The sequence below is a fragment of the Lysobacter sp. CA199 genome (assembly GCF_052078715.1).
Lineage (GTDB): Bacteria > Pseudomonadota > Gammaproteobacteria > Xanthomonadales > Xanthomonadaceae > Lysobacter.
Map to the genome: position 1 here is coordinate 182,266 of NZ_JBQJIL010000005.1, position 12,887 is coordinate 195,152.

The 12,887-nt window shown below is 66.8% G+C and carries 9 protein-coding genes and 1 riboswitch; of the genes, 4 read left to right on the plus strand and 5 right to left on the minus strand.

Going from position 1 to position 12,887, the window contains the following annotated elements:
* Nucleotides 1-70 precede the first annotated feature (70 nt).
* Nucleotides 71-481: a phasin family protein gene (locus tag ACTOWJ_RS10340; RefSeq protein ID WP_441334521.1), complete on the plus strand. Its 411-nt coding sequence runs from the start codon at nt 71-73 to the stop codon at nt 479-481.
* A gap of 299 nt (nt 482-780) precedes the next feature.
* On the opposite strand, the gene bioD is transcribed toward ACTOWJ_RS10340, so the two are convergent.
* Nucleotides 781-1,470, minus strand: coding sequence for a dethiobiotin synthase (gene bioD, locus ACTOWJ_RS10345; RefSeq protein WP_441334522.1), 690 nt, complete (start codon nt 1,468-1,470; stop codon nt 781-783).
* Between the two features lie 130 nt (nt 1,471-1,600).
* Between bioD and ACTOWJ_RS10350 the strand changes: the two genes are divergently transcribed.
* The 3 genes from ACTOWJ_RS10350 to btuB all read left to right on the plus strand — a co-directional run bounded on the left by ACTOWJ_RS10350 (nt 1,601) and on the right by btuB (nt 4,950).
* Nucleotides 1,601-2,083, plus strand: a complete 483-nt coding sequence (locus tag ACTOWJ_RS10350) for a GAF domain-containing protein (RefSeq protein ID WP_441334523.1) — start codon at nt 1,601-1,603, stop codon at nt 2,081-2,083.
* Entirely contained in the window at nt 2,080-2,520 is a 441-nt protein-coding gene (locus ACTOWJ_RS10355; protein WP_441334524.1) for a TfoX/Sxy family protein, read from the plus strand. The genes ACTOWJ_RS10350 and ACTOWJ_RS10355 overlap by 4 nt, the downstream gene beginning before the upstream one ends.
* A gap of 165 nt (nt 2,521-2,685) precedes the next feature.
* Nucleotides 2,686-2,935, plus strand: a riboswitch (cobalamin riboswitch).
* Between the two features lie 134 nt (nt 2,936-3,069).
* The gene (btuB, locus tag ACTOWJ_RS10360) at nt 3,070-4,950 is read left to right on the plus strand and encodes a TonB-dependent vitamin B12 receptor (RefSeq protein ID WP_441334525.1); all 1,881 of its coding nucleotides are present in this window, start codon (nt 3,070-3,072) and stop codon (nt 4,948-4,950) included.
* Nucleotides 4,951-5,161: 211 nt separating this feature from the next.
* On the opposite strand, the gene ACTOWJ_RS10365 is transcribed toward btuB, so the two are convergent.
* The 4 genes from ACTOWJ_RS10365 to ACTOWJ_RS10380 all read right to left on the minus strand — a co-directional run bounded on the left by ACTOWJ_RS10365 (nt 5,162) and on the right by ACTOWJ_RS10380 (nt 12,805).
* Nucleotides 5,162-6,088 carry a hypothetical protein gene (locus ACTOWJ_RS10365; protein ID WP_441334526.1) on the minus strand — a complete coding sequence of 309 codons (927 nt, stop codon included), beginning with the start codon at nt 6,086-6,088 and terminating at the stop codon, nt 5,162-5,164.
* A gap of 53 nt (nt 6,089-6,141) precedes the next feature.
* Nucleotides 6,142-7,068, minus strand: a complete 927-nt coding sequence (locus ACTOWJ_RS10370) for a hypothetical protein (RefSeq protein ID WP_441334527.1) — start codon at nt 7,066-7,068, stop codon at nt 6,142-6,144.
* A gap of 67 nt (nt 7,069-7,135) precedes the next feature.
* The gene (locus ACTOWJ_RS10375) at nt 7,136-10,300 is read right to left on the minus strand and encodes a hypothetical protein (protein ID WP_441334528.1); all 3,165 of its coding nucleotides are present in this window, start codon (nt 10,298-10,300) and stop codon (nt 7,136-7,138) included.
* 225 nt (nt 10,301-10,525) lie between these two features.
* Nucleotides 10,526-12,805 carry a hypothetical protein gene (locus ACTOWJ_RS10380; protein ID WP_441334529.1) on the minus strand — a complete coding sequence of 760 codons (2,280 nt, stop codon included), beginning with the start codon at nt 12,803-12,805 and terminating at the stop codon, nt 10,526-10,528.
* Nucleotides 12,806-12,887: the final 82 nt, after the last annotated feature.

A 12,887-nucleotide genomic window follows, 5' to 3' on the forward strand; every position in this document is an offset into this window, starting at 1 on the left:
ACAAATGCAGGCCTATGCTGCGCCGCACAATCCAGTCATTCTCCGACCGGACCTCTCCAGGAGCTAAGCCATGTACCAGCAATTCAACGAACAGTTCGCCGCCGCTACGCGCCAGTTCGCGGACACGGCCGCTCAGGTCAACCGTCTGGCCCTCGACAACGCCGAGGCCGTGTTCGGTCTGCAGATCGCCGCGATCGAAGACCGCGTCAACGCGACCTTCGCTTTCTTCGGCGAAGCCGCTGAAGCCCGCGACGCCGATGCGTTCAAGACCCTGTGGCCGAAGGGCGTGCAGATCGCCCGCGAGAACCTCGAGCGCGTCGTCAGCACCGGTCAGGAAGCGTTCGGCCGTACGCTGAAGGCCAACGAAGCCATCGCCGAACTGGCCAAGTCGCAGATCGAAACCGCCGCCAAGGCCACCCAAGCCAACGTCGAGAAGGCCGCCAAGGCCGCGACCAAGGCGACCGCTCCGGCTGCCAAGTAAGACTTTCGCCGCCGCCGACTCTCTCCCGGCGGTCGATGCGATGAACGAACCCGGTAGCGCGAGCTGCCGGGTTTTTTCTTGTCTGTGCGAACGCAATCGCGGGCTGCCCGAAGCCATTGTAGGAGCGGCGCAAGCCGCGACCAACCGCAGCGATGTACGAAAGCGCTTTTGCCGAAGCCGTGCGCTTCAAGCGCGGCTTTTAGTTATATGACGATTGGCAGCTGCTTCGGGAGCTTTCGCTTGCGTACATCGCTGCGGTTGGTCGCGGCTTGCGCCGCTCCTACAGTCGAACATCCATTTCAAAAAATGGGCTTGAGCTCAGCGGCCAGCACGGCCGGATCGGGTTGCGGCGCGTACGGCAGACGGCCCCAGCACGGCACCGGCAGGCGCCGGCGCAGGATGTCGAAGTTCTCGTCGCTGCGCGCCATGTGCGGATCGATGCCGTTGGCGATCCAGCCGATCAGCTGCGCGCCGTCGGCCTGGATCGCGCGCACGCTGAGCCGGGCATGGTTGATAGCGCCCAGGCGCAATCCCACCACCAGCACAACCGGCAGCTTCAATGCGCGCACCAGATCGATCTGGTCCAGGTTCGCGCTGATCGGCGCGGCCCAGCCGCCCACGCCTTCGACCACCACGGTGTCGGCCAGCGCCGCCAGCCGCGCATGCGCCTGCACGATCGGCTCCAGGGCGATCTCGACGCCGGCTTCGGCGGCCGCGATCTCCGGCGCCAGCGGTTGCGGCAAGGCGTAGGGATTGACGTCCCGATAAGGCGGCGTGGGCGCGCTGGCGGCCTGCAGCAGCAGCGCATCCTCGTTGCGCCACCCCTCCTCGCCCGGTTCGCAGCCGCTGGCGACCGGCTTCATCCCCACCGCGCGAGCGCCGCGCGCGCGCAGAGCGTGCAGCAGCGAAGCGCTGACGATGGATTTGCCGATGCCGGTATCGGTGCCGGTGACGAAAAGCCCGGACGGAAGCCGTTGGAACTGGGACATGCGCAGGATTCGCTGAGAATGCGTGGGGACGGCGGCGGCGCGGAGGGCGCCTGTGACTGACCTCGCGCTTTTTTTGGCGCCGCCGACCGGCCATGGTAGTCGCGGCGAGCGCCGCTGCTACACTCGGAAGATGTTTACAGCCTCCACACTTTCGGGCGGTAAGTCCGAGCAATACGCCCAATTGGTCGAACAGGCGCGCGCGCTGCTCGACGGCGAACGCGATCGCATCGCCAATGCCGCCAATCTGTCGGCGCTGGTCAACCAGTCGCTGCCCGAGCTCAACTGGGTCGGTTTCTACTTCTACGACGGCCGCGAACTGGTGGTCGGCCCGTTCCAGGGGCTGCCGGCCTGCGTGCGCATTCCGCTCGACAAGGGCGTGTGCGGCGCGGCGGCGAGCAGCCGCCAGACCCAGCGCGTCGCCGACGTGCACGAGTTCCCCGGCCACATCGCCTGCGACGCGGCTTCGCGTTCGGAGGTGGTGGTGCCGCTGGTGCGCGACGGCCAGCTGATCGGCGTGTTCGATCTGGACAGCCCGGTGCCGGCGCGTTTCGACGCCGACGATCAGGCCGGACTGGAAACGTTGGCGCGGGTCTATGTGGAGTCGCTGGCATGAGCACTGCACCGAAGATGCGCAACATCGGGCCCAAGAGCGCGGCCTGGTTGCGCCAGGTCGGCCTGCGCACGCACGAGGACATCGCCGCGGTCGGCACGGTCGAGGCGTTCATGCGGGTCAAGCGCGCCGGCTTCAAGCCGACCTTGAACCTGCTCTACGCGATCGAAGGCGCGCTGCTGGACTGCCATTGGCAGGAGATCAGCGACGAGCGCCGCCAGGAACTGATCCTGGCCGCCGAAGCGGCCACCGCGCTGCTGCCGGCGCCGCGCAACAAACCGGCCGCCGCGCCGGTGCACACCACAATGCATGCGCAGGAACGCGAGGAAGAGCCTTCCGGATTCGGAGGCGGCTATCAGCGTGACGGCGATGGCGAGCTCGATGGGCCGGCCGACGAGGACGCGCCCGGTGGGCGCGACGAGGACGACCACCGCGATTGAAGGCGCCAAGCGGTCCGCTCCTGTGTAGGAGCGGCGCGAGCCGCGACCGCGGCAAGGCAACTACGATGTAACTGACGACGCGGGCGGACACCCTGCGGTCGCGGCTCGCACCGCTTCTACCGTGGGCTTCGGCCGCTGTCCGGGCGGTGCGTCCCCACATCGCGTACACTGCGCCCGCTTCGAGGTGACCCCACGGCCCAGCCGCCGGGGTTGAAACGGGAAGCCGGTGAAGCGCTCAGGTCCGGTCGGAGAGTCCGACCCGCCCCGCCCATTCCGGCACTGCCCCCGCAACGGTAAGCAAGTCAGGTCGCGGCCACCGCCACTGTGCACAGTCACGGGAAGGCGCCGCGTCCGGGAACCGACGCCATCGGTTCTGCTTGCGAGTCCGGAGACCGGCCTCGACGCGCCACAGGTTGCGATGCGGAGGGCATTGCGGCGGCGGCAGCGTCTTCGCGCGCTGGTTCGCCTGCCTATATCTCCCTTTCCACGCCGCCGCCCATTAGCCGTTTGTCGTCGCGCGCTGGATCGCGCGTGCGCTGGAGTCCCCACATGCGTTGCCTGAACCTGTCTTTCGCCATTGCCTGCGCGCTCGCGCTGCCGGCCACCGCCCTCGCCGCGCCCGCCGGCGATGCCACCGATCTCGATCAGGTCGTGGTCACCGCCAACCGCACCGCAGTCAGCGTCAACGATCTGCTGACCCCGGTCGATGTGCTCGACCGCGCCGATATCGAACGCAGCCAGGCGCGCGATCTCAACGATCTGCTGCGCGGCCGCGCCGGCATCACCCTGGCCAACCAGGGCGGTCCCGGCAAGCTGACCACGCTGTTCCTGCGCGGCAGCGAATCCGATCACGTGCTGGTGTTGGTCGACGGCATCCGCATCGGTTCGCCGACCTCGGGTCTGGCGGCGCTGCAGGATCTTCCGCTGGAACTGATCGACCGGATCGAAATCGTGCGCGGCCCGCGCTCGAGCCTGTACGGCGCCGACGCCATCGGCGGCGTGATCCAGGTGTTCACCCGCCGCGAACGGCAGGGCTTCGCCCCGCGTGTGCACGCCGGCGGCGGCAGCAACGGCACCGTCGAATTCGGCACCGGCTTCGGCGGCCGCAGCGGCGGCAGCTGGTTCGGCGCCGACTACAGCTTCCGCAAGACCCAGGGCATCAACGCCTGCCGCGGCGCCGGCTTCCCGGTGTTCGCCGGCTGCTTCACCGACGAGCCCGACCGCGACGGCTACGAGAGCCACGCGCTGTCGCTGCGCGGCGGTATCGAGTTCAACGAGCAGTGGAGCATCGAAGGTCAGGCGCTGCGCGTGGAAGGTCAGAACGAATACGACGGCAGCTTCGGCAATTATTCCGAAACGATCCAGCAAGTGATCGGCGGCAAGCTCATCTGGAAGCCGTCGGAAAGGATCAACGTGCAGTTGAGCGCGGGTCGCAACGTGGATGCTTCCGACAACTACGATCTCCTCCCCCGTGCGTTCCCCACCGGCACTATTTTCGATCGTCCGCTCAGCTATTTCCGGACCGATCGCGACAGCGCGACGTTGCAGGCCGATTTCAACCTCTTCGACGGCCACGTGTTGAGCGCGGGCTTCGATTGGCTGCGCGACCGAGTCAACAGCGACACGTCCTACGATGAAATCGAACGCGACAACAAGGCCGGCTTCGTCCAGTACCAAGGCCGCTTCGGCAATCAGTCCTTCGAAGCCAGCGTGCGTCGCGACGACAACGAGCAGTTCGGCGGCCACACCACCGGCGGCGCCGCGTGGGGCCTGAACTTCGCCGATAACTGGCGCGTGACCGTGGGTTACGGCACCGCGTTCAAGGCACCGACCTTCAACGAGCTGTACTTCCCGTTCTTCGGCAACGCCAATCTCAAGCCGGAAGAGTCCAAGACCTGGGAAGTCGGCCTGGCCTACCGCGGCGACAACTTCAACGCGCGCATCGACGGTTTCGACACCCGCGTCGAGGAGCTGATCACCTTCGACTCGGCGATCAACCTGCCCAACAACATCGAACGCGCGCGCATGCGCGGCGCCGAGATCGGTATCGACACGACGTTCGCACAGTGGACTCTGGCGGCGAGCGCGAGCTGGCTGGACACCGAGAACCGCGTCGGCTTCTTCCGCGGCAACGACCTGCCGCGCCGCGCCAAGCACAGCGCGCGCATCGACCTGGATCGCGCGTTCGGCAAGTTCCGCGTCGGCGTCACCGCGGTGGGTTACGGCTCGCGTTACGACGACGTCGCCAACAGCGCCCGCGTCGGCGGCTACGGCACGATGGATCTGCGCGCCGAATACGCGATCAGCGATGCGCTGAGCCTGCAGGCTCGGGTGGCCAACGTGTTCGACCGCGAGTACGAAACCGTGTCGTACTACAACCAGCCGGGGCGCGAGTGGTTCGTGACTCTGCGGTATGCGCCCAAGCCCTGAGAGCTGCGGCCTGGGGTTTGCAGCGATCGATGAGAACGAAGCCCGGCGATGCCGGGCTTCGTTTTTTGCGGCGAGGGGTAAATCCGTCGCTTGCTCCATGTAGGAGCGGCGCAAGCCGCGACCGCGAATCCGCGACTACGACGAACCTTCCGCCGCAAGTTGCGGATTCGCGGTCGCGGCTTGCGCCGCTCCTACAGTCGCTGCGACGGGATCAGACTATTGCGACGATGTGTTCGTCGAAGTCGCCTTGCATGGAACGGCCGGCTTCATACGCCCAGGCACGCAACCGCGCCAGCTCCGGTGAATGCCACACGGCTACGCCGTAGGGGCTCGAACACAACCGGTACTCGGGATGGGTGCTGCGCAGGGCCGCGTGCGTTCCCCACGAGGTCGCCGCCGCCAGCGCATGCAGTTCGGACAAACCGCGCGCACCGCATTGCGCGGCATGCTCCAACGCAAGCACGAACTCGGCCGGATCGGGATAGAACGGCGACAGGCTGGTCGCGCGCAGTTCGTCGTCGCCGGCCCAACGCAGGGCGGCCTCCAGCACCGCGGTGGCCTCGCCCACGCCGGGCAGGTGCGACAAATCGATCGCCGTGAGGAATCCAAGAACGTTGGCGGTGGCGGTGCAATCGACCAGATCGAAGACCGCGCCTTCGCGGCTCCAGGTCGCGAAGGTCCCCAGCCGCAGCCACGGTGGATGCAGCATCGGCAAACGCGCGATGCGCCGTCGCGCGATGGTCAGGCAAGCGGTGCGGCGTGCATCGGCCAAATCGATGCGTCCGGCGCGCAGCAGTTCCAGCGCCATGATCGCGGTGTCGTCGACGTCGTCGGGCAGCGCCGGCGCCCAATCGGGTTGCGCTCCCTCGGGCCAGAAACGAAAGCCGCCCTGCGAGGATCGACAGCTCTGCAAGCCATCGAGCATCGCCCCGGGCACCGCGAGCCCGCGCTGGCGCAAGGTGCGCACGGCCAAGGCGGTGACGAAGCCGTTGCGGTCGCGATGCACCCGCCCGCCTTGGCTGACCTGGCTTTCGATCAGGTGAGCGGACGATCCGCGATGGTCAGCCTGTGCCGTGGCGGCCGGCGCATCGTTCGCGCCGTCCGCAGCCAAGCCCGGGTCGCGGCGACCACCGATCATGCGAGTCCGCCGATCGTGCGTCGCGCTCGTTTCCAGGGTCGCGGCCCCCGCCTTCATGTCGGCCGCACGCCGCATTGCACCCAGGCATTGCCGGCGATGTCCGCGCCGACGCCGACCATGCCGTGGCGCCAGCGACCGTCGTTCGGCCCCGAGGCCAAGGCGTCGTAGACCTGCGCGGATGCTCCGTCGCCGAGTCCACGCAAACGCGCGCTTACTTGCGCGTCGTCGCGGAAGATCGCCTTGGCGAAGGTGAACCAGGTCAGCGCGCGCACTTGTCCGTCGGCCGACAAGGCCAGACTGACGCCCGACGGCCGCGGCAGATCGTCCGCCGGCAGCACTTGCGCCAGGCGCTGCATCAGCGGTTCGGCCGCGCCGAGGGTCGCGCGCGCGAGCACGCGCAACCCGGCCAGATCCAGTTCGTCGGCGCGCGCGTAGCACTCCACGCTGCCGTCGGGATTGACCCCGCACATGCGCCAGAACATCAACGCCGAATCGAATACGCGATGGTGGCGGCTCCAGACCTCCGGCAAACGGCCTTCGGGCAGATCGACGTAGAGCTTGCTCGCCTGGGCCTCGCCATGACGCGCCGATGCCCAGGCGCCGAACTTCAGACGGCTGCCGCGCTGGTGCGCGAACCACTCGGCCAGATCGCCTCGCCAGTCCAACACCCGCGTCGCGTGCGCCAGACGATCGTGCTCGGCGACTTCCGGCGCGGCGACCTCGGCGGTCCAGCGCACCGCGGCTTCGCGCGAGGTCCAGGCGAACTCCACCGGCAGGCCGGTGTTGGTCAGGCTGCTGAAACTCCAGGCCACCTCGGGCCAGCACGAGTCGCGCATCGGCGCCAGCACGCGGGCGAGCATCGCCTGCGCCGCGTCGGCCTGCGCGGGCAGCACCGCGCGCAGGCGTTGCAGGGTCGCGGCGATCGGCGCGGTCAACGCGGCCGCGTCCGAGCCGCGCCCATCGGCGTTGTCGACAGCCATTGCATGCTCCATGTGCTGGCCGGTGCGGCTTTGCGATGGGAGGTGCGGGGCGGCGGCGTTCATCGGCTTATTGCACCGCCACCAGTTCTTCGGTCTCGTCCACCCACGCGCGCTGGTCGAACTGACCCTGCATGCCGACGAAGGTGAAACGGCGGCGGTACTTGCGCTTGTCCGCGTTCTTCAAGGCGATGCGCAGCTTGACCGGATCGGTCTGGCTGCCGGCCATCTCGATGCGCTCGCTGCGCTTGTAGGCGCCGTCTTCGTACTTCACGTCGATGTAGACGCGCTTGACCATGGCCGGGTCGAACACCGGGATGAACTCCAGTTGCAGCGCATCGTGGAAGCTGTCGTGGATCAACAGTTCGGGCACGTCGATCTCGACCGGCGCGGTGGCCGGATCCGCCGCGCCCCCGCCCCTGCGTCGCTGCACGATCTGATAGGTCACGCCGCGATTGGCCGGCGCCGGCTTGGCGCCGCGCAGACGCCAGGTCCTGGGCCCGGAGTTGGCAGTCAAGGTCAGCGTGGTCTTGGGCTCGGGCGTGGCGTAGCCGCGCGCCTGCAGTTTGACCTCGATGGCCTCGACCACGTCCCAATCGATATCGCCCGGCGTGGCGGTGATCTGGCGGAACTCGACGTGTTCGTAAGGATTGACGAACAGCGTGCGGTCCTCGGTCTTGGCCGCCGGGACGGTGTAGGAGGTCTTGTCCGCGGCCCAGTCGGACTGCGGGTCGAAGTGGTACTGATACGAGGCGGCGTAGTCGATGTCGCGAGTCGCGTTCATGAACACTTCGAAGCGCTTGACCCCGACCTCGCCCGGCGTGAACACGAAATCGGCGTGCTTGTGGTCGCGCGGCTTGCTCTTGTCGCCGTAATCCAGGGCCACCTGCGCCGATTTCAGATCGATCGGCTCGAACGCGATCGGCATGCTCGCCTCGACCGCGAACTGACGGAAGAACGGATCGTCCAGATCGATTTCCTTGAAGTACTTCGACTTGTCGCGCAGATCGCCGAGCATCAGGCCGAAGAAACCCTGCGGCGCGAAGGTGCGGCGCGTGGCCTCGGCGCGGTTGTAGCGCAAGGTCAGCTTCTTGCGTTCTTCCTGGCGCACGAACTTGAGCTTGAGCGACAGGCTGGCCGCGGTGGGCAGCGTCGGTGGCGTGACGGGTGGCGTGACCGGCGGCGTGACCGGCGGCGTGACGGGCGGTGTGACGGGCGGCGTCACCGGAGGAATGACGGGCGGCGCGACCGGCGGCGTCACCGAAGCCGGGCGACGCAAGCGTCCGTGCCAACGGTTCGGCGTGGTGCCGGCCACGCGGCCGGTCACGTGCACGACGCGGTTGTCCGGATCGCCGCCCATCGGCGAATGCGTGCCGGGACGGCTGCTCGCGGGGACGTCGCCGTTGGCGGCCTGAGTGGTGATGGTCACCGGCACGCCGGCGCGGCGCGCCACCGCGAGCGCGACGTCGAGCCGCCGCTGCGACAAGCGCCGGTTGTAGCGTTCGCGCTCGGTGTCGTTCGCGCCGCTGACGTGCTCATGGCTCGCGTAGGCTTGCAGATTGAGATTGCGTGGCGTCGGCAAGCCGCGGATCCACGCCATCAGACGCCCGGCGCCGCGCTCGCTGCCGCTCCAGTTGCCGTCGCCTTCGATGCGCAGCGTGCCGGAGGCATCGCGATAACGCGGGTCGTTGGTGGTGTTGTCCACGTACGCGCGGTACTGCGTCGACGGCGGATTGGTGCTCCAACCGGCCTCGGCGGGTTTGTCGAAATCGAAGAACAGGCCGAAGGTCTGCTCCTGCGTCGCCGCCGGCCATTCCACGTCGATGCGCTTGGCCGAATCGGGATTGACGGTGAGGTTGACGCGGCCCTGCGCGTCGGCGGCGACGATTTGATCGTCGACCTTCACCACCGCGCCCGCGCCGGTCACGGTGATGGTTTCGGCCAGACCGCTCGCGGCCGGCGTGTGAGTGACCGACAGGCCCGCCGGCAGAGGCGCGGGCTGGGTGGAATCCACGCTGAGCACCGCGGGTTGGATCTGCGGTGCGGGCGGCGTGCCGCCGGTGCCGCCAGCGCCAGTGCTGCTGCTGAAACCGCCGCCAGGAGTGCCTGTAGCGGGAGGAGCGCCGGCGCCAGGAGGAGTACCCGTGCCAGGAGGAGTCCCGGTACCGGGACCGGGAGGAATACCGGTGCCGGGAGGAGTACCAGTTCCAGGGGGAGTACCAGTGCCGGGAGGAGTGCCAGTCCCAGGGGGAGTGCCAGTGCCGGGAGGAGTGCCAGTCCCAGGAGGAGTACCGGTGCCGGGAGGAGTGCCGGTGCCGGGAGGAGTGCCGGTGCCAGGAGGAGTGCCGGTCCCAGGAGGAGTACCGGTACCGGGAGGAGTGCCGGTGCCCGCATTCGCAGGATCGGTGGCCAACTTGCCCGGCACCAGAGTCGGTTCGAACCACTTGCTCAGCAGATCTTCCTTGAAGAAATCCAGCGCCCACTTCTCCTGATCGCGCCGGTCCTCGGAATCGGTGAAGGCTTCCACCTGGATGTCGATCACGCCGTTCTGCACCAGCGATTCGAACGCCGCGTCGATGCCCGCCTTGAACCAGGCGTACTGGCCTTCCAGGCTGGCGCTGAAATGGGTGTAGATGCGTTCGAAATCGGCGGTGATGGTGACCTTCAAGGCCGGCCGCATCGCCAGATACTTGAAGTTGTAGATCACCCCGATCGGGGTCATGCCATCGCTGAGCGCGGCTTCCAGAATGGTCGCGCCTTCCGACGACAGACTCAGGCTGAAGGCGGCGCGGTTGGCCGCGTCCATCGACGGCACCGTGGCGCCGAGGATGTGTTCGACCGCGTTGAAGGTGCCCGGTTGCGCGGGCTGCGCCGATGTGCCGCCCCCGCCCTGCACGTTGAGCGCGACGCACTGCACCGAGCCTTCCTCGAAGGTCGCGCAGGTCAAGCGCACCGGCAGTTTCACTCCGGGTTCGGCGTTGAGCCGACCGATGATCCTGGACTCCATCGACGAGGACAACTGCAAGGTGGTCACGAACATCACGAAGCCGCCGCCCTTGTCGGCCGCGGTGGCGTCGGCAACCCGGTACTTGAGGAAACTGAATTCCTTGCGCCCGTCGGGCTGACGCGTGGCCAGCGACACCGGATCGGGCAGGTACCAGAACTGGCTTTTATCCGAGTGATCGCGGAAGACGGTGATGCCGTCGATGGTGAGCGGCTTTTCGAGACTGAGCATGACGAACTCCAATAGATCGTGAGTCCATGCGCGCGGTGACCGCGCGCGAGGGAAACGTTTCCTTACGTACCTGACAACGACTGCCGTCGCGTACTTCACCCCGTCATTCCCGCGAAGGCGGGAATCCAGGGCCCTATCGCGGCAGCACCCTGAAGTCTCTGGATTCCCGCCTTCGCGGGCATGACGAGCAAGAGCGCGTGGGCCGCGACACGGCGGGGGTCTGCATCAGGGCATCTTCAACACCAGATCGGTCGCATCGCTCGGCGCCCAGGTAACGCTCTTGTTGGTGCCGTTCTCCAGCAGATAACTGGCCTTGTACTCGTAGCGCATGCGCGCGGCGTCGAGATAGTCGTATTCGAACTCGCCGGTGGCCTGCGCGTCGGTGAACTCGAAATCTTCGGCGAAGGACAGGCCGCCGGCGAAGTCTTCGAAGCGCAGCGAGACTTTTACCTTGCGCATTTTTCGTTTGGCGAAATCTAAAGGCGGCTTTATGGTTACGATTCTTCGGCCTTTCATACCGGCCTTTAACATTATTCGATTGCTGTTGGTCACCGACTCGGGGACTTCCTCGATGTCGCGGCCGTCCTTGTAGAGGATGCTGACGCTGTAGAACACGCCCTTGACCTCGGGGTTGCGCAGGTCCACGGCGAAGGTCTTGGCGGCCGCGCCTTCCTGGAACGACATCTGCTGTTCTTCCTGCAGATTGTTGGCCTTGTCCACATAGCGCAGATCGACGAAGACCTCCTGCACGTCGTTCCAGTTGAAGTTCGGCACCACCTGCACCACCCGCCGGGTCGGGAACGGGTTGCGCACGCTGACCTGCGGCTCATCGAACGCGGTCCAGTCGCGCACGGTGTCGCCACCGCTGATGCCATGGAAGACGATGCGCACCTCATAGGCGGTCTTGACCGGATCGAGCATGAACATCTTCCAGCTGCCCGATTGCGAGTCCTTGGTCAGGCGCACCAGATCGTTCTGGTTGATCTTGTTGGCCGCGTCCTTGTAGCGCAGGAACACATCGACCGAGCTGTAGCGCTCCCACGGGAAGTTCTCAGCGAACACCGGCACGGTGTTGATCGTGTACAGATCGCGCGGGATGATCTCCACGTTCTCCACGTCGTACACCTGCGGCTTGGACTTGAGCCGGGTCGGCCGCTCGGCCGCGTCCACGCCCTTGAAGCTGACCTCGTACTCGACCTGCACTTCGCGCTTCATCTGCCCGCGTTCGAGCTGGCTCAGCCATTCGAAACTCGCCTCGCCCTGGCTGGCGCCGAGCAGCGCGTTCTGCGCCTTGTCGCCGTAGCGCACCCGCACGTTGACGCTGCCGATGTCGTCGGCGGCCAGGTCGGCGCGCGAAATCACTTTGACCCGGCGCTTCTTGAAGAAGTCGTTATCCAGGCTGATCTGCTTGACCAAGCGCTCGCGCGGCACGCTGCCTTCGCGAATGGTTTTGAACAGCGCCGCCAGATGTCCCTGCGGATAGATCGAGCGCTTGATCGCCACGCGCTCGGAGAAGTTCACGTTGAGCTTCTTTTTGTCGATGCGCTTGTAGTCCATGCGCTTGTAGCTGAAGCTCGGCATCAGCGCGCCGATCGGCCCGCCGGCGGCGCGCGCGGAGGATTCGGTGGCGAACTTGCCGATCGCCTCCAGCCCGCGCTCGAAGTCGTTCTTCTTCTCCGGCGACCACGGCGGCAGGCTGGCGGTGAAGAAGGCGTCGGTGATCATGTTGCGCACCTGGGCCAACGCCGCATCGCGGCGGTCGATGATGCCCTTGGTGTCCTCGCTCTCGGCGACGAAGGTGTCGGCCTCCAGCACGATCGCGCGGGTTTCCACCAGTTCGTCGACCGCGTTGCCGATCTCGGTGGAAAAGAACATGTTGCCGCCGGAGAAGCTCTCGTCCATGTGCTTCTGCACGCGGTCCCAATCGATCTTCAGCGTGATGTTGTAGGCCGGGCGCAGGCCGAGGAAGTCCAGCGAATAAATCACCGCCACCGGTAGGATCTCGCCTTCCAGGCACTGCTCCATGACGGTGTAGCCGTCCTGGTCCAGCCGCACCGAGAACGCGGCCTGGTTGGCGCCGTACAAGGCCGGCTTGGCCGATTGGTCGATCTTGAGCACGAACTGCGGTCCGGCGCCGGGCGTGGGCGCGACATCGCCGGTGGCCTTGCCGAGCATCATCAGACGCACGCCGCCGTCTTCCAGCGGCACCGGCGCGATACGCGGCTTGTTGCGCAGGTTTTCGGCGTTGGCGATCTCGCGCGCCAGATCGTCGATCTGGCTCTGGCTCGCGCCCAGATTGCAATCGAAGTTGAGGAAGCCGCCGGTGCCCGCGTCGCCGCGAAAACCGATCAGCAGGAACTGGGGAACGTCCACGCCGAGGGTCTTGTCGCGCACCGTGGTCAGGTGCGGATTGAGCGGCATGTAGTACCACTGCTCGGGATCGGCGTGGTCCGGGAAGACCGAGATGCCGTTGATCTCGCGAGTGCGGCTGTCGAGGAGAAGCATGATCGGACTCCTTCCGAGTCAAGCGTGAGCGATGGGTGTCGACGGATCCGCACACGGCATGCGTGCGGATCCGTCGCGGTGA